We start from the raw sequence: 15,774 nt of genomic DNA, 5'->3' as shown, positions 1-15,774 counted from the left end.
AGGAGAACCCGGCCTACCGGCAGACCGCCGCGCAGCTCGCGCCGCGGCCCTCGGCGCCGCCGGGCCGGGCAGGCGGGCTGCTCCCGTCCGGCGAGGTCGTCTACGCCGACCGTGACCACCGGGCCAGAAATCTCGTGGACCTGCGTCCCGTCGTGTTCGGGATCGTCCCGGCGGGCTACCGCTGCGGGCCCGTGGTGGCCGAGCTGGCGAACCTGGCGGGGCGGGCCGAGATCGACTTCCTGCTCGTCGCCGACCCGCGTCCGGCGGGCGGGCGGCCGCCCGTCCCGGTCAAGGACCTGCGGGCCTGCGCGGGCACGGCCCACGAGGGCACGGCGACCATCGTCGAGGATCACGCCGGTGTGCTGGCACGTTCCTACGCCCCGGTGCCCATCAGTGCACCGCCGCCGGGCGGAGCACCGTCCGGGAGCACACCGCCCGGGAGCGCACCGTCCCAGAGCACACCGTCCGGCGGCACGCCCTCCGCGGGCGCGCGGAGCGGGTCCGGGGGACGGCCCTCGGGCACGGGCGGCCCGGCGCCGGGCGTCCGGAGTGAGGCGCCGACCGGGCTCACGGCCGTGTTCGTGCGGCCGGACGGCGTCGTCAACGAGGTGCTGCAGAGCGCCGTACCCGGCCCGGACCTCGGCAGCAGGGTCATGTCACTGCGAACCGGCTGACGATCTCGCGGCGTGCCCGCACCCCGAAGCGGGGTTCGGGCACTGGTCTCGCTACGCTTCCCCTGGCGTGTCTCGCGCCACGCTCAGAAACTTCCGACCTCATTTCGCGAGGAGACCGACGCCGTGATCCGAAACAGCCGCCGAGCGGTCACGCTCGCCATCGCGGGCGCCGTCGCGATCGCGCCGGTGATCACCGGCTGCGGCGCCGGCAGCGAACCCCAGACGGCCGCTCCCACGCAGCTCACCGATGGCGTCAACGTCACGCTGCCGCGGAACAAGCCGCAGGACGCGCAGATCGACATCCGGAACATGTTCCTGCTCGGCCCGAAGCCGGCCACCGCGTTCGGACCGGGCAGCTCGCTGCCGCTGTACGCCACCGTCATCAACCAGGTCAAGGGCCGCCAGGACCGGCTGGTCGGGGTCAGCTCGCCGAACTTCGCCCAGGTGAAGATCGCCGGTGGCGCGGTCGCGCTGCCGCCGGCCCAGTCGTCCGGCGAGGGCAGCGCGGTCCAGCTGATGGGGAACGCGGCGCCGTCGCCGGCCCCGTCCAGCACGGCCCCGGAGAAGCCCGGCAAGAAGAAGAAGGACAAGCCGGGCGCCGAGACGTCGGGATCGGCCACGCCGACGGCCGGGGCGTCCGCCACGCCGACCGGCGGGACGTCCGCCACGCCGACCGGCGGCGCCACGCCCGAGCCCACCGGAGCGGGTGCGACGCCGAGCACCGGCACGACGCCCACGTCCGGTAGCACGCCGTCCGCGCCGACTACGCCGACCGTGCCTCCGGCCCCGGAGGGCAAGGCTCCGCTGGTGGTGCTGACCGGCCTCAACCGGCAGCTGTACGGCGGTGAGCAGCTGAAGGTGCGGCTCCAGTTCGAGCAGGCCGGCAGCGTCGACGTCACGGTGCCGGTGATCGCGCAGCAGAACGAGTTCGACGGCTACACCGCGGTCTCCGCGGGCACGCCGGTACCGGGCGGCGCCGAGGCGCACCCGTCCGCGCCGGAGGGCGCGACCTCGGCGCCCGCGGCCACGCCGTCCACGGCGCAGCGGCCCGAGGAGCCCGCCTCCACGGCGAAGCCGACCGACGGCGCCGGGTCGCCGAGCCCGGCGGAGGGCGGCGGTCACTGACCGCGGGGCACGTCAGAACACGTCAAAGGGCCCGTACGGCACTCGCCGTACGGGCCCTTCGCCGCCGATCAGGGCTCGAACTTGTAGCCCAGGCCGCGGACGGTGACGATGTACCGCGGCGTGGACGGGGTCGCCTCGATCTTGGCGCGCAGCCGCTTGATGTGCACGTCCAGCGTCTTGGTGTCGCCCACGTAGTCGGCGCCCCAGACCCGGTCGATCAGCTGCATGCGGGTCAGCACACGGCCGGCGTTGCGCAGCAGGACCTCGAGCAGCTCGAACTCCTTGAGCGGCAGCTGGACGGGGTCGCCGCCGACGCTGACCACATGCCGTTCCACGTCCATGCGGACCGGTCCAGCCTCGAGCGTCGCCGGGGCCAGCTCCTCGACCTCGCCCTGCCGGCGCAGGACGGCCCGCATGCGGGCGATCAGCTCACGGGTCGAGAACGGCTTGGTGACGTAGTCGTCGGCACCGAGCTCAAGGCCCACGACCTTGTCCACCTCGCTGTCCTTGGCGGTCAGCATGATCACGGGGACGCTGGACTTGGCGCGCAGTTCCCGGCACACCTCGGTGCCGGGCAGTCCGGGGAGCATCAGGTCGAGCAGCACGAGGTCGGCACCGTTGCGCTCGAAGATGTCCAGCGCGTCGGGGCCGGTGGCGGCGACCGCCACCTCGAAGCCCTCCTTGCGCAGGTTGTACGACAGTGCGTCGCTGAACGACTCCTCGTCTTCCACGACGAGCACGCGGGTCACGGTGTTGCCTCCCGGGCGGTTTTCAATGCGGTCCCCTCGGCAGGGCGGCGCGGGCCCCGGTCAGTTCTCATCGCGCCGTATCCTCAGGGATTGTGCGGAGCTGGGCGGGCGATCGTCGCACCGCCCTCGGGGCGGATCGGGGCTTCCGGCACGGCTGCGCCGGACGCGGTCGGGGGGCCGGCGACGGCGGCGCCGAGCAGCGGGAGCCTGATCGTGAACGTCGACCCGGACCCCTCCTTGCTCCACACCGTCACCTCACCGCCGTGCTTGGTGGTCACATGTTTGACGATGGCGAGCCCGAGCCCGGTGCCGCCGGTCTGGCGGGACCGCGCCGGGTCGACCCGGTAGAAGCGCTCGAAGATCCGTTCCACCTCGGCGTCCGGGATCCCGATGCCCTGGTCGGTGACGTTGATCTCCACGTGCCGGTCGTCGCACCTGCGGGTCGCGACGACGACGCGGGTGTGCTCGGGGCTGTAGGCGACGGCGTTGTCGATGAGGTTGCGGAGCGCCGTGATCAGCAGCTCCTCGTCGCCGCGGACCTTGAGCCCGTCCTCACCGCCGGTGGTGAGCTCGATGTCCTTGGCGGACGCCTTGATCTGGCAGCGGTCGAGCGCCTCGACGGTGACCTCGTCGAGGCCGACCGGGTGCAGCTCGGGCAGCGGCTCGTCCCCCTGGATGCGCGACAGCGTCATGAGGTCCTGGACGAGGTTGGTCAGCCGCACCGACTCGTGCTGCATGCGGCCGGCGAAGCGGCGCACCGCCTCGGGGTCGTCGGCGGCGCCCTCGACGGTCTCGGCCAGCAGCGACAGCGCGCCGACCGGCGTCTTCAGCTCGTGGCTGACATTGGCCACGAAGTCGCGCCGGATCGCCTCGGTGCGGCGCAGCTCGGTGAGGTCCTCGGCGAGCACGAGGACGAGTCCGTGCGAGCCGAGCGGGGCCACCCGGACCGCGAACCAGCGCCCGTCGGCGCGGCCGCGGCCGCGGCCGGGGCCGACCTGAATCTCGGTCTCCCTGATCTCCCCGTCCCGGCGGACGAGCCGGGCCATCGCCAGCAGCTCGTCCAGGACGAGCCGGTCGCCGCTGACCATGCCGAAGGCGCGCGCGGCCGAGCTCGCGCGCAGCACCCGGTCCTCGCCGTCCACGACGACGGCCGAGGACCGCAGGACACTGAGCACCGAAGCGACCCCCGGGGGCAGCCCGCCCACGGGCGCCACCGGGGTCGTCGCCTGCTGGGCTCGCTCGCTCACGCGCACCGCCAATCCAGTCGCGAGCCCGATCGCGAGCCCGGCAAGCCCGGTCAGGCTCGCGACAATCTCGACCTCCACACCACGGATCGTAGGCGGCGTTCGGGCCCATGCCGCCCCCGGGGACCTCGGCAGACGGTCTCGTTCGCCGAAAGTTCACCTTGTTATACGGGTCGGTTCACGCAGGTCAGGCAGGCTGTGGCGTGGGCGAGTGCGTCCGGAGGCCGAGCGCGGTGCCCCATTTCGTCCCATTCGCCCCGAAAGCACCACCCCCAGTTTCGAAAACTCCGCATCAAGGGATGTTGAATTGCGCGACGCCTACCATGAGGAACTCGACTCCCTCTCCGACAAGCTCGTGGAGATGACGCGGCTCGTCCGCTCCGCGATGGCACGTGCGGTGACCGCGCTCCTCGACGCCGACCTCCGCCTGTCGGAGGAGGTCATCAGCGGGGACGAGCACGTCAACAAGATCGACGCCGAGATCGAGGAGACCGTCTTCGACCTCATGGCCCGGCAGCAGCCGGTCGCCGGCGACCTGCGCACGCTGATCACCGCCCTGCGGATGAGCGGCGACCTGGAGCGGATGGGCGACCTCGCGGTGCACATCGCCAAGACCGCCCGCCGCCGCCACCCCGAGTCGGCCGTCCCGCCCGAGCTGCAGGCGACCGTCCTGGAGATGGGGCAGATCGCCGAGCGCATGATCGCCAAGACCGGCAGCGTGATCGCCTCGCAGGACGTCGAGATGGGCCTGGAGCTCGACGCCGACGACGACCAGATGGACCGGCTGCACCGCCGCCTGTTCGACATCCTGCTGTCGCCGCGCTGGAAGCACGGCGTCGAGCCCGCCGTCGACATCACCCTCGCCGGCCGTTACTTCGAGCGCTTCGCCGACCACGCCGTTCACGTCGCCGAGAACGTGGTCTACCTGGTCACCGGCCAGCGCCCCGAAGAGATCACCGAAGCCTGACCCGCCTCCCGCGAAGAGGACCCGTCCCGGCCACCCCCCGGCCGCGACGGGTCCTTCCCATTCCAGCCCGGCCGCCTTCCTTGACCCAGGCCACCCGCTGAGCAAAAGTAAAGCAGACTGTAAATACATGGCTACACAAAGCAACTTTGGGGGGCCTGTGGGCAAGCACGACAACACCGGAGACAGGCACCGGCCAGATCAACCCGTGCCTCCGGACCGCAAGGACGGCGACAACACTGGCGGCGGAGGGAAGAAGGGCAAGTGACTCTGCCGGCCGGCTCCGCCGAGGCGGTGGAGGCGCACGTCGGGGCGCTGATCGGCCGGCTCACTGCGAGCGGGGACCTGACCCGTCCCGAATGGGTCAGGGCTCTGCGTGCGGCGCCGCGGCACCTGTTCGCTCCGGAACGGGCCTGGTGCGCCCCGGACGGGCCCGGAGAGTGCTACCCGATCGACCGTGAGGCCGACCCCGAGCACTGGATGTCGGCGGTGTACTCCGACGCCGCCGTCATCACCCAGATCGGCGACGGCGACGGCGACCCGGCCACCGGGCGGGGCGCATGGACGTCCTCACTGTCGGCGCCCGGTGCCGTCACCGCCTTCCTGGAACTGCTCGCGCCCGGCGACGGCGACCGCGTGCTAGAGATCGGCACCGGGACCGGCTGGAGCGCGGCGTTGCTGTCGGCCCGGGCGCGGTCCGGCGCCGTGACATCAGTGGAGATCGACGAGCGGGTCGCGGCGCGGGCGGCCGTGAACCTGGCGGCCGCCGGGTTCGGTCCCCGGCTGCTGACGGCCGACGGCGCGGACCGGGTCCCCGCTGGGGCGCCCTTCGACCGGGTCCATGTGACCTGCGGTGTCACGACCGTGCCGTACGCGTGGGTGGAGCAGACCCGTCCCGGCGGGGTGATCGTGTTCCCGTGGATGCCCGAGTACGCCGGCGGGCACAAGGTCCGCCTGACCGTGACGGGCGACGGCCGGGCCGTGGGCGGCTTCCACGGATCCGCCTCCTACATGATGATGCGCTCCCAGCGCGGTACCGGGCTGCCCTTGGAGGGCGAGGGGCGGGAGTCGGTGGCGCGGGTGGGGCCGCGTGTCGTCGCCGGGGCGGCCTATGGCGCCGACGTCGCCATCGCGGGGATGCTCCCCGATGTCATGGGCGCCGAGCGCACCACCGGCGACGGCCGGTTCGCGCTCGTCCTGGCCGACACCGCGGGGGCGTCCTGGGCCCGCTGCGAGGACACGCCGGACGCGGACGGGCACCGGGTCGTCCAGGCGGGGCCGCGGCGGCTCTGGGACGAGGTCGTCGACGCCTATCTGCGCTGGGTGGAGTGGGGCCGTCCCGCTCGCGCCGCGTTCGGTATGACCGCGGGCCCCGGGTATCAGCACATCTGGCGCGACCACCCCGGGAACCCCATCACCTCCTGACCACGACCGTGCGGCTCGTCATGCCTATTTCTTGGCGCCCTGGTTCTTCACGGCTTCGATCGCGGCCTTCGCGGCGGCCGGGTCGAGGTACTCGCCGCCGCGCTTGAGGGGGGCGAAGTCGTCGTCCAGCTCGTAGACCAGGGGGATGCCCGTGGGGATGTTGAGGCCGACGATCTGCTCGTCGGTGACGTCGTCCAGGTGCTTGACCAGGGCGCGCAGGGAGTTGCCGTGCGCGGCGACCAGGACGGTCTTGTCCGCCGCCAGATCCGGGACGATCGAGTCGTACCAGTAGGGCAGGAGGCGGTCGACCACGTCGGCGAGGCACTCCGTGCGGGGGATGAGCTCGGACGGCAGTCCCGCGTAGCGCAGCTCGTTCACCTGGGACAGCGGGTCGTCGTCCTTGATGGCGGGCGGCGGGGTGTCGTAGGAGCGGCGCCAGGTCATGAACTGCTCCTCGCCGAACTCCTCGCGCGTCTGGGCCTTGTTCTTGCCCTGGAGCGCGCCGTAGTGGCGCTCGTTGAGGCGCCAGGAGCGGCGGACCGGGATCCACAGGAGGTCGGCCACGTCCAGGGCGATGTTGGCGGTGCGGATGGCCCGCTTCAGCAGGGAGGTGTGCACCACGTCCGGGGTGATGTCGGCGTCCAGGAGGAGGTCGCCGCCCTTGGTCGCCTCGCTCTCGCCCTTCGCCGACAGGTCCACGTCCACCCAGCCGGTGAACAGGCCCTCGGCGTTCCACACGCTCTCGCCATGCCGCAGCAGTACCAACGTCGCCATGGGACCAGAGCCTAGCGGCCTCCTCAGGGCCGCTCGCGGTTGGCCGGGTCGGCGAAGGACGCGAACGCCTTCAGGTTGGCCAGGCTCTCGCCCCGCTTGACGCGCCAGTCCCACTCGCGCTGGATGGACGTCTTGAAGCCCCGTTCGAGGGCCCTGTCGAAGTTCTCGTCGGAGTAGGTGAGGACGCAGCCGAGCAGGCGGTCGATCTCGTCGGGGCTGACGGAGGCGAGCGGCACCCGGCCGGCGAGGTGGACGTCGCCGACGTCGTCCAGGGCGAACGCGACCCCGTACATGCGGCCGTTCTTCTCCAGGAGGAACCGGTAGAAGTCGGCGTGGTTCTCGTCGGGACGGCGGCAGAAGAACGCCTCGACGTGCAGGCTGTGCTCGCCGACGATCAGCCAGGTCATCGTGGCGAGCTTGTGCTGTCCGGGGAGCTTGACGAAGAACGCGTCCGCGCGGGGCTCGTCGTATTCGAGGCCGGCGGCGTCCAGGGTCTCCCGGATGACCTCGGTGGGCCTCACGCGGTGACCTCGGCGGTGAGCGGCGATGCGGGCAGGGACATGGCACCGGTATACACCTCAAGGAGGCGGTCCACGGTGGCGTCCCACCCGAAGCCCTGGGCGTGGCGCACCGCGCCGCGGGCCAGGCGGGCGTGCAGGCCAGGCTCGGCGTGGACGCGGCGCAGGACGGCGGCGTAGCCGGCGGGGTCGTGGCCGCCGACGAGGACGCCGGACTCGCCGTCGGCGACGGCCGTGCGCAGTCCGCCGACGCACGCGGCGACCACGGGCGTGCCGCACGCCTGCGACTCGACGGCGACCAGGCCGAACGACTCGCTGTGGGACGGGACGACGGTGACGTCGGCGGCGCGGTACCAGTCGGCCAGTTCCGGCTGCGGGCACGGCGGCTCGAACCGGACCACGTCGGCGATGCCGAGCGCGGCGGCCAGCGACTGCAGGCCCTCGGGGCGGGACCGGCCGCTGCCGCTCGGCCCGCCGACGACGGCGACGACCAGCCGGGAGCGCAGCGACGGGTCGTCGGCGAGCATCCGGGCGGCGGCGCGCAGCAGGACGTCGGGGGCCTTGAGGGGCTGGATCCGGCCGACGAACAGCAGCACGTACGCCTCGCGGGGCAGGCCGAGGCGGCGGCGGGCGGGACCGGTGCGGTGCGGGAGGAGGCCGGTGCCGCGGGCGATCAGCGGCGACTCGGGGCGGAACGTCGCGAGGTCGACGCCGGGCCGGACGGTCGCGACGCGGGCGGGGTCGGCGCCGTACAGCTCGATCAGCTCGCGGGCCTCCTCGTCGGTGTTGGCGACGAGCTGGTCGGACGAGGCGACGACCTGCTCCTCGCCGAGGACGCGCCCGGCGGGCTCGGGCTTGTCGCCGTCGGCAAGGGCGGCGTTCTTCACCTTCGCCATCGTGTGCATGGAGTGGACGAGCGGGACGCCCCAGCGGCGCTTGGCGACCCATCCCGCCTGTCCGGACAGCCAGTAGTGGGTATGCAGCAGGTCATAGTGGCCTGGCTCGTTGGCGGCCTCGGCGCGCAGCACACCGGAGGTGAAGCCGCACAGCTGGCGGGGCAGCTCGGCCTTGTCCAGCTCCTCGAACGGCCCGGCGACGACGTGCCGGACGGTCACGCCGGGGGCCAGCTCGGCGACCGGGGGGAGGGCCCGCGAGGTGGCCCGGGTGAAGATGTCGACCTCGACTCCGCGGGCGGCGAGCCGCCGGGCGACCTCGACGATGTAGACGTTCATGCCGCCCGCGTCGCCCGTACCCGGCTGGTCGAGGGGGGAAGTATGAACACTGACCGTCGCAACTCGGTTGATACGACGCGACACCGGACACCACCTCCGGTAGTGCAACCTATCGACCTTCGGGCGTGTTCCCGGGCGGCGGGAGCCCGGCCGCCGGGCGCCGGAGGGCGACCTGGAAAGCTGTCGGCATGCGTAAGACCGCGGTAGTGACAGGAGCAAGCAGTGGGATCGGGGCGGCCACCGCCCGGCGGCTGGCGGCGGAGGGGTTCCACGTCGTCCTGGCGGCGCGGCGGCGCGACCGGCTGGACGCGCTGGCCAAGGAGATCGCCGAGGGCGTGCCCGGGGCCGGGAGAGTCGCGCCGGTCGAGCTGGACGTGACGTCGCAGGAGTCGGTGGACGCGCTGGCCGGGGCGGTCGGCGGCTGCCACGTCCTGGTCAACAACGCGGGCGGCGCGTTCGGCCTGGACAGCGTGGCCACCGCCGACCTCGCCGACTGGCGGGCGATGTACGAGACGAACGTGCTGGGCCTGGTGCGGGTGACCAAGGCGCTGCTGCCCGCGCTGGTGGAGAGCGGCGCCGGGCATGTGGTGAACATCACCTCGCTGGCGGGGCACGTGCCGTACGAGGGCGGGGGCGGCTACAACGCGGCCAAGCACGCCGCGTACGCGGTGAACGAGGTGCTGCGGCTGGAGCTGGTCGCCGAGCCGGTCCGCGTCACCGAGATCGCGCCCGGCATGGTGAAGACGGAGGAGTTCTCGCTGACGCGCTTCCGCGGGGACGAGGCCAGGGCCGCCAAGCCGTACGAGGGCGTCTCCGACCCCCTGGTCGCCGAGGACGTCGCCGACTGCATCGCGTGGGCCGTCACGCGGCCGGAGCACGTGAACATCGACCGCATCGACGTCCAGCCCCGCGTCCAGGCCGCGCCGTACAAGCTGCACCGCCAGTCCTGACCTTCTGGCCGGACGTGGACATCGTCAGCCGGGGGCGACCGCCGTCCACGGGAGAGTGAATTCGCCTAGACGCCATCGCGCCCTTCCCCCATAGGGCGGGGCCGTGAGGACGGGGTGGGAGCGGGCCAAGAGGGTGACCGCCTCGATCCAGCGGGCGCGGGGGCCGAAGGCCGAGTGGGGGGCGGCGGTCGCCCAGCAGCGGTCGAGGGCGGTGAGCAGCCCGTGGACGGGCTCGCCGGGCACGTTGCGGTGGATGAGGGTCTTCGGCAGCCGTTCGGCGAGCGCGGACGGGTAGTCCAGCGTCGGCAGGTGGACGGCGAAGGTGATGGTCCGGGGGCCGTCGGAGTTCAGGGCGACCCAGACGGCGCGGCGTCCGATCTCGTCGCAGGTCCCCTCGACGAGGACGCCGCCGGGGGCCAGGCGCGCGCGCAGGCCGTCCCATGCCCGCCAGGCCGCGGCCTCGTCGTACTGGCGGAGGACGTTGAAGGCGCGGACCAGCACGGGCGGCCGGTCGACGGGCAGCTCGAACCCGCCGCGGCGGAACGAGAGGCCGTCGTGGGGGCCGGTCGCGGCGAGGAGGGCGGTGCCCGCGGCGACGCGGTCCGGGTCGATCTCGATGCCTGTGACCTCCAGGCGCGGCGAGACGGCCCGGAGCCGCCGGTGGAGCTCGAACGTGGTCACGGGCGAGGCGCCGTAGCCGAGGTCGACGGCGAGGGGGCGCTCGCCGGAGCGCAGCGGGACGCTTTGGGTGGCCGCGATCCACCGGTCGACGCGGCGGAGGCGGTTGGGCGCGGTGGTGCCCCGGGTCACCTCTCCCACCGGTCTCCGCGTCCGCACTCCCGGATTGTCCCGCACGCCGGGGTCAGGCGCCGGCGAGGGCCCTCTCGAACGCCTCGTGGGCGTCGGGCGTGAAGAGCACGAAGCGGGCGTCCTTCACCTGGGTCATCGTGCCGCGGACGGTACCGACGGCGATGCGGGCGGCGTCGTCCATCGGCCAGCCGTAGACGCCCGCCGAGACGGCCGGGAACGCGATCGACCGGACGTCCAGCTCGTCGGCGACCCGCAGGGACTCCCGGTAGCAGGAGGCCAGCTGGGCGGAGCGGTCCTCGGTGGCCGAGTAGACCGGGCCGACGGTGTGGATGACCCACCGGGCGGGCAGGTCGCCGGCGGTCGTCGCGACCGCCTGGCCGGTGGGCAGGCCGCCGCCGTAGTGGCTCGCGCGCAGTTTGCGGCACTCCTCCAGGATCGCCGGGCCGCCCCGGCGGTGGATCGCGCCGTCCACCCCGCCCCCGCCGAGCAGCGAGGAGTTGGCCGCGTTGACGACCGCGTCCACGTCCTGCGCGGTGATGTCCCCTCGCACCAGGGTGATCTCCATGTCCGCCGCTCCTCCGATGTGCCGGACGCGTACCAGATGAGAAGAATTCTCCTCCGCGCCGACAGCGAAACGCACCGCGGCTCTCTCCGGCGGTACGCTCGTGGTCGGACGGCGTACCGGGGGCGGTGAGCGTCGTCCGCCCCCGTCCGGCCGCAGCGCGGGACGCCATCCTCGGGGTCGCCTGTTACCTGGGGGTAGTCCGCTGCCTATTCTGCCGCCCGGACGACCACAAAGGCGTGACAGTCGTGGAGGTACCCCCTTGAAGATCCTTCTCGCCGGTGCGGCCGGAGTCGTCGGCCGCCGGCTGATACCCATGCTCGTCCAGGCGGGCCACGAGGTCGCCGGGACGACCCGCCGCGCCGGGCGCGCCGACGCGATCCGCGACCTCGGCGGATCCCCCGTCGTCATGGACGCGCTGGACGCGGCGGCGGTCCGCGCCGCCGTCGAGGCCACCCGGCCCGACGCGATCGTCCATCAGCTCACCGACCTCAGCGACGAGGACTTCGGGGCCAACTCGCACCTGCGGATCGAGGGCACCCGCAACCTGGTGGAGGCCGCCAAGGCCGCCGGGGTCGAGACGATGGTGGCGCAGAGCGTCGCGTGGCTGTACGTGGCGGGCGCCGCCCCGGCGGTGGAGACCGACGCGCTCGACCCCACGCTGCAGCCGTACCCGGGCGTCGCGGCGCTGGAGCGGGCCGTCGCGGAGATGCCGCGCGGGGTCCTGCTGCGCTACGGCGCGCTGTACGGGCCGGGCACCTGGTACGCGCCGGACGGCGCGATCGCCCGGCGGGTGCGGGCGGGCAGCCTGCGGCCGACGCCCGCGTGGACGTCGTTCGTGCACGCCGACGACGCGGCGGCCGCCGCGCTGGCGGCGCTGGAGTGGCCGGCGGGCGTCGTCAACATCGTCGACGACGAGCCCGCGACCACGGCGGACTGGCTGCCGGTCTACAGCGCGGCCCTGGGCGCGCCCGTGCCGGGGAAGGGCCGGCACGCGGCCGCGACGGGGCGTCCGGTGTCCAACGCCAAGGCGCTGAGCCTCGGGTGGAAGCCGCAGGTGCCGTCGTGGCGCACCGGCTTCGCCGACCTGGGCTGACGGCGGGCTTGACAGGGAACGTGACAAGCACCCCTGTCCTGCGTGAACCTGTTTTGCGCGAACCCGTCCCGGGGGGGGGACTCGGCGGGCCCGCCGCACGGCGCAGGCCCGGCCGCGACGGGGTTCAGCCGAACTGGAACGAGCGCTTCGCCAGCCCGAACCAGTAGCCGTCGATGACGGCCCGGCGCGCGGAGGGGGCCGCCTCGTCGGCGCCGAGGGCGACGAACAACGGAGCGAAATGCTCGGTGCGCGGGTGCGCGATCCGGGCGGCGGGGGCCTTGCCGCGGAAGTCCAGCAGCGCGTCGATGTCGCCGCCGGTCACCGCCCGGTCCGTCCAGTCGTCGAACTCCGCCGACCACGCGGGCGGCGGGGCGTCCGCGCCGGTGCTCAGCTCGCGCAGGTTGTGGGTGGTGAAACCGCTGCCGATGATGAGGACGCCCTGGTCGCGGAGCGGGGCGAGGCTTCTGCCGACTTCGAAGAGCCGCTCGGGCTCCAGGGTCGGCATGGACATCTGCAACACGGGGACGTCGGCGTCGGGGAACATCTCCACCAACGGGACGTACGCACCATGGTCGAGGCCACGTTCCTCGTCCTGCTGGACGCCGGGGACGAGCTTACGAACGTCCTCCGCGAGCTGGGGAGCGACAGGGGCGTCGTACCGGACCTCGTAGTAATGCTGGGGGAAGCCCCAGAAGTCGTAGACGAGCGGTACGCGGCGGGTGGCGCTGACCGTGAGGGGCGCCTCCTCCCAGTGGGCGGACACCATCAGGATGGCCTCGGGCTTCGGCAGGTCCGCCGCCCAGCGGGCCAGCTCGCCGGTCCAGACGGCGTCGTCGGCCAGCGGCGGGGCGCCGTGGCTGAGGTAGAGCACCGGCATCCGCGTCATCGTCGTACCCTTCGGTTGATATTTGAGAGTTCAACCATAACTGATTAAAGTTTGAATCTTCAAGCCTTGAGGGCTCAACTAAATCGGTAGACTGGGGACATGACCGAGACCCGCTGGCTCGACACCGAGGAACAGGAGACCTGGCGCGCGTTCCTGTGGACGTCGCGGCTGCTCAACGAGGCCCTGGACCGGCAGCTCCAGCGCGACTCGGGCATGCCGCACGCCTACTACATGATCCTCGCGATGCTCTCGGAGTCCCCCGGACGGTCCCTCACGATGACGGACCTGGCCGCCATCGTGCACTCCTCCCCCAGCCGCCTCTCGCACGCCGTCAACCGGCTGGAGGAGGCGGGCTGGGTGTGCCGGACCAAGCACCCGCGGGACCGTCGCACGACGATCGCCACGCTGACCGACCAGGGCTTCGAGGTGCTCGCCGCGGCGGCCCCCGGCCACGTCGCCGAGGTCAGGCGGAACCTGTTCGAGCCGCTGAGCCGCAAGCAGATGCTGGAGTTCCGCGAGACGCTGCGGACACTGCTGGTCTCCCTCGACCCCGCGCTGGAGGCGCCCTGCGCCCGCGACGCGGGGTGAGGGGGCGTCGGTCAGGACTCCGGGGCGAACTCCACGTTCCCTGAGGCCGCCTTGGGGTGGGCCGCGGCCAGGAGACGCTCCCCCTCCGCTTCCAGGGCCGCACGTTCGGGTTCCGGGACGGGAGCGAAGGGCTCCAGTCGCAGCGTCGCCGTCCCGCGCGCGCTCTCCATCTTCCACATGCCGTGGACGAAGCCGTCCACCAGGAAGGTCGGGCGGATGATGCCGTTGACGGTGAAGACGCGGCGGCGATGTTCCTCGGAGATGATCCGGGCGCGGTCGGCGTGCGACAGCAGCAGGTTGTCGAAACCGGCGACGAACCGGACCGGCGCCGCGAGGTCCGGCCCGGGGCGGGGCGCCTCCGGCAGGTCGTACAGGACGCGGCCGTTCTCGTCCCGGAACTCGCGGAGGCCGGGCAGCAGCCGCTCGACGACCTCACCGAGCCGGGTGAGCCCCGACCACTGCTGCGCGTCCTGCACGGACGCGGGACCGAACGCGCCGAGGTAGCGCAGCACCAGCTCCTCCAGGGACGGCTCGACCTCGGCGGGGCCGTCCAGCCAGGCGTCCAGCGTGGTGTGCCGGGCGAGGCCGGACGCGCCCCAGACGCCGCGCGGCGGGACCTGCACCAGCGGCAGGACCCAGCGGACGGCCCAGCCGAGCAGCTCGGGGTCCTCCCGCGGCCACCGTTCGGCGATGAGGGCGCGGACCTCCTTGTCCGACAGGGGGCGCTCGTCCATCGCCGCGCGGACCCCGGCGGCGACCCCGGCCAGGTCGGAGCCGGCGAGGGCGGCGCCGCGCCCGGTGCGCAGGGCGGCGTCCAGGACCGGCTGGGTGAGCGGCCGCAGGACGCGGGCGTCCCGTGCGCTGACCAGGTGGATGGTGCCGCGCATCACCGCGATCCGGACCACGCGGCGGCCGGTCGTCAGCTCGGCCAGCTCCTCGAAGGCGAAGTCCTCAAGGCGGCTCCACAGCCCGACGTAGGGAGGGTTCGGGGCCTGCGACTGCATGCCGACGAGGTGCTCGATCGCGTCGAGGGCGGGCATCGCCCGGCGCCGCAGCAGCATCTGCCGGGCCAGCAGCGCCCGGTTCAGCTCGCGGCGACCGAGGACGGGCGGAGTGCCCGCGACCTCACGCGTCATAGCGTCCCCTCAGCTCCTGCCAGGTGGGAGGGGGGCCGGGCAGGTCCTCGCCGCCGGTGTCGCGCAGCGCGTCCAGCATCAGGGTCAGGTAGCGGTGCTGGAGGCGGTTCATCCGGGCGTCGTCGCCGATCCGGATGGTGTGCAGGTGCTCCAGCAGGACGGAGATGTCGCCGACCTCGATGCCGTCCCGCAGCGCACCGGCCTCCCGCGTCCGGTCGAGCAGCCGCTCCGTCGCGAGGTGGATCGCCCGGCCCTTCTCCGCCATGGCCTCGGTCACCTCGAAGCCGCCCGCCAGGCGCATGGTCAGCGACCCGGCGCCGATGTCGAGGCAGCGGCGCATGAACGCCGCGAACGCCGCCCACGGGTCGCCGTCGTCGGCGAGCGCGGTCTCGACCTCGGCGAGGTAGCGGTCCATGCCGTCGTCGGCGAGCCGCTGGAGGAGGTCCTCCTTGCTCTTGTAGCGGCGGTAGAGGGCGCTGATGCCGACGCCCGCGTGCTCGGCGACGGCGGAGATGGGGGCGCCCGGGTCGGCGGTGAACACCGCGCGGGCCGCCTCCCGGATCAGCTCGTCGTTGCGGGCGGCCTGGGCCTTGCGCCCGCTCATGGGCGCCGGTGCGGAGGTCTCCATGCCGCCCATACTAAGGGAACGAAGAATTCCGTTCTACGCCTGCCGGGATTCGAACAGGTCGAGCCGGTGGGCCAGCGCCGCGGCCTGCGTCCGAGAGGACACCTCCAGCTTGGCGAGGATGTTGGAGACGTGGACCCCGGCGGTGCGGGCGGAGATGAACAGGGCCTCGCCGATCTGCCGGTTGCTGCGTCCCTCGGCGACCAGCCGCAGCACCTCCGACTCGCGCGGGGTCAGCCCCAGCTCACCGCCGGGCACGCGGACGGGGGCGGGCTCGGCGGGCGGCTCGGCGACCTCCATCGGCAGCCGGGCGCGGGCGGCGAGCTCGGGGTGCTCGACGTGCAGCAGCGGCAGCCCGGCGACGGGCCGGATGGACGTGCGCGGGCCGGCGATGTCCAGCAGCGCGGACGCGACGA

At 73.2% G+C, this 15,774-nt stretch carries 18 protein-coding genes; 7 read left to right on the top strand and 11 right to left on the bottom strand.

Translation table 11 applies throughout. From position 1 onward, the window contains the following. Both E1291_RS42340 and E1291_RS29650 read left to right on the top strand, forming a co-directional pair. Positions 1–674, top strand: a 674-nt coding sequence (locus E1291_RS42340; RefSeq protein WP_165495339.1) for a hypothetical protein, incomplete at its 5' end; no start/stop codon positions are given. Between the two features lie 123 nt (positions 675–797). Next, a complete protein-coding gene (locus tag E1291_RS29650; RefSeq protein ID WP_131741375.1) occupies positions 798–1,799 on the top strand; it encodes a hypothetical protein in 1,002 nt (333 codons plus the stop codon). 68 nt (positions 1,800–1,867) lie between these two features. Here E1291_RS29650 and E1291_RS29645 read toward each other — a convergent pair whose 3' ends face one another. Together E1291_RS29645 and E1291_RS29640 are read right to left on the bottom strand one after the other, a co-directional pair. After that, positions 1,868–2,539 carry a winged helix-turn-helix domain-containing protein gene (locus E1291_RS29645; RefSeq protein ID WP_503108248.1) on the bottom strand — a complete coding sequence of 224 codons (672 nt, stop codon included), beginning with the start codon at positions 2,537–2,539 and terminating at the stop codon, positions 1,868–1,870. Between the two features lie 92 nt (positions 2,540–2,631). Then, positions 2,632–3,873, bottom strand: a complete 1,242-nt coding sequence (locus E1291_RS29640) for a sensor histidine kinase (protein WP_131741373.1) — start codon at positions 3,871–3,873, stop codon at positions 2,632–2,634. A gap of 226 nt (positions 3,874–4,099) precedes the next feature. On the opposite strand from E1291_RS29640, the gene phoU reads away from it, so the two are divergent. Together phoU and E1291_RS29630 are read left to right on the top strand one after the other, a co-directional pair. Beyond that, on the top strand, positions 4,100–4,759 hold the full coding sequence (gene phoU / locus E1291_RS29635) for a phosphate signaling complex protein PhoU (protein ID WP_131741372.1): 660 nt from the start codon (positions 4,100–4,102) through the stop codon (positions 4,757–4,759). A 261-nt stretch (positions 4,760–5,020) separates the two neighbouring features. Continuing rightward, a complete protein-coding gene (locus tag E1291_RS29630; protein WP_131741371.1) occupies positions 5,021–6,181 on the top strand; it encodes a methyltransferase domain-containing protein in 1,161 nt (386 codons plus the stop codon). Positions 6,182–6,205: 24 nt separating this feature from the next. Here E1291_RS29630 and E1291_RS29625 read toward each other — a convergent pair whose 3' ends face one another. From E1291_RS29625 to mshA, 3 genes are read right to left on the bottom strand one after another with little or no spacing between them, the layout of a single operon-like run. Then, positions 6,206–6,955, bottom strand: coding sequence for a phosphoglyceromutase (locus tag E1291_RS29625; RefSeq protein ID WP_131741370.1), 750 nt, complete (start codon positions 6,953–6,955; stop codon positions 6,206–6,208). Between the two features lie 23 nt (positions 6,956–6,978). Beyond that, entirely contained in the window at positions 6,979–7,476 is a 498-nt protein-coding gene (locus E1291_RS29620; protein WP_131741369.1) for a type III secretion system chaperone family protein, read from the bottom strand. Continuing rightward, positions 7,473–8,789 carry a D-inositol-3-phosphate glycosyltransferase gene (mshA, locus tag E1291_RS29615; protein ID WP_131741368.1) on the bottom strand — a complete coding sequence of 439 codons (1,317 nt, stop codon included), beginning with the start codon at positions 8,787–8,789 and terminating at the stop codon, positions 7,473–7,475. The genes E1291_RS29620 and mshA overlap by 4 nt, the downstream gene beginning before the upstream one ends. 104 nt (positions 8,790–8,893) lie before the next feature. Here mshA and E1291_RS29610 point away from each other — a divergent pair, with 104 nt between their 5' ends. After that, positions 8,894–9,655, top strand: coding sequence for an SDR family NAD(P)-dependent oxidoreductase (locus tag E1291_RS29610; protein WP_131741367.1), 762 nt, complete (start codon positions 8,894–8,896; stop codon positions 9,653–9,655). Positions 9,656–9,679: 24 nt separating this feature from the next. On the opposite strand, the gene E1291_RS29605 is transcribed toward E1291_RS29610, so the two are convergent. Both E1291_RS29605 and E1291_RS29600 read right to left on the bottom strand, forming a co-directional pair. After that, on the bottom strand, positions 9,680–10,474 hold the full coding sequence (locus E1291_RS29605) for a class I SAM-dependent methyltransferase (RefSeq protein ID WP_242614452.1): 795 nt from the start codon (positions 10,472–10,474) through the stop codon (positions 9,680–9,682). Positions 10,475–10,517: 43 nt separating this feature from the next. Next, positions 10,518–11,030: an O-acetyl-ADP-ribose deacetylase gene (locus tag E1291_RS29600; protein ID WP_131741366.1), complete on the bottom strand. Its 513-nt coding sequence runs from the start codon at positions 11,028–11,030 to the stop codon at positions 10,518–10,520. A gap of 259 nt (positions 11,031–11,289) precedes the next feature. Between E1291_RS29600 and E1291_RS29595 the strand changes: the two genes are divergently transcribed. Then, on the top strand, positions 11,290–12,123 hold the full coding sequence (locus E1291_RS29595) for an NAD-dependent epimerase/dehydratase family protein (protein ID WP_131741365.1): 834 nt from the start codon (positions 11,290–11,292) through the stop codon (positions 12,121–12,123). A gap of 124 nt (positions 12,124–12,247) precedes the next feature. Here the strand turns inward: E1291_RS29595 and E1291_RS29590 are convergent, their stop codons facing one another. Then, positions 12,248–13,009 (bottom strand): dioxygenase family protein, encoded by a 762-nt coding sequence (locus E1291_RS29590; RefSeq protein WP_165495336.1) that lies wholly within the window; start codon positions 13,007–13,009, stop codon positions 12,248–12,250. A gap of 99 nt (positions 13,010–13,108) precedes the next feature. On the opposite strand from E1291_RS29590, the gene E1291_RS29585 reads away from it, so the two are divergent. After that, positions 13,109–13,597, top strand: coding sequence for a MarR family winged helix-turn-helix transcriptional regulator (locus E1291_RS29585; RefSeq protein ID WP_131741364.1), 489 nt, complete (start codon positions 13,109–13,111; stop codon positions 13,595–13,597). Positions 13,598–13,608: 11 nt separating this feature from the next. Here E1291_RS29585 and E1291_RS29580 read toward each other — a convergent pair whose 3' ends face one another. The 3 genes from E1291_RS29580 to E1291_RS29570 all read right to left on the bottom strand — a co-directional run. Next, positions 13,609–14,733: a winged helix DNA-binding domain-containing protein gene (locus E1291_RS29580; RefSeq protein ID WP_131741363.1), complete on the bottom strand. Its 1,125-nt coding sequence runs from the start codon at positions 14,731–14,733 to the stop codon at positions 13,609–13,611. After that, the gene (locus E1291_RS29575; protein WP_242614451.1) at positions 14,723–15,361 is read right to left on the bottom strand and encodes a TetR/AcrR family transcriptional regulator; all 639 of its coding nucleotides are present in this window, start codon (positions 15,359–15,361) and stop codon (positions 14,723–14,725) included. The genes E1291_RS29580 and E1291_RS29575 overlap by 11 nt, the downstream gene beginning before the upstream one ends. Positions 15,362–15,394: 33 nt before the next feature. Continuing rightward, positions 15,395–15,774, bottom strand: a 380-nt coding sequence (locus E1291_RS29570) for a response regulator transcription factor (RefSeq protein ID WP_131741362.1), incomplete at its 5' end; no start/stop codon positions are given.

Source organism: Actinomadura roseirufa (assembly GCF_900659635.1).
In the GTDB taxonomy this organism is placed as follows: Bacteria; Actinomycetota; Actinomycetes; order Streptosporangiales; family Streptosporangiaceae; genus Spirillospora; species Spirillospora roseirufa.
The sequence above is the reverse complement of the archived record's forward strand: the minus strand, read 5'-3'. Positions and strand labels throughout refer to the sequence as shown.

Bases quoted from the DNA above. Each gene is read 5' to 3' on its own strand.
- E1291_RS29590 (WP_165495336.1), bottom strand. From the start codon at position 13,009: ATGACGCGGATGCCGGTGCTCTACCTCAGCCACGGCGCCCCGCCGCTG.
- E1291_RS29600 (WP_131741366.1), bottom strand. From the start codon at position 11,030: ATGGAGATCACCCTGGTGCGAGGGGACATCACCGCGCAGGACGTGGAC.
- E1291_RS29575 (WP_242614451.1), bottom strand. From the start codon at position 15,361: ATGGAGACCTCCGCACCGGCGCCCATGAGCGGGCGCAAGGCCCAGGCC.
- E1291_RS29585 (WP_131741364.1), top strand. From the start codon at position 13,109: ATGACCGAGACCCGCTGGCTCGACACCGAGGAACAGGAGACCTGGCGC.
- E1291_RS29625 (WP_131741370.1), bottom strand. From the start codon at position 6,955: ATGGCGACGTTGGTACTGCTGCGGCATGGCGAGAGCGTGTGGAACGCC.
- E1291_RS29610 (WP_131741367.1), top strand. From the start codon at position 8,894: ATGCGTAAGACCGCGGTAGTGACAGGAGCAAGCAGTGGGATCGGGGCG.
- E1291_RS29580 (WP_131741363.1), bottom strand. From the start codon at position 14,733: ATGACGCGTGAGGTCGCGGGCACTCCGCCCGTCCTCGGTCGCCGCGAG.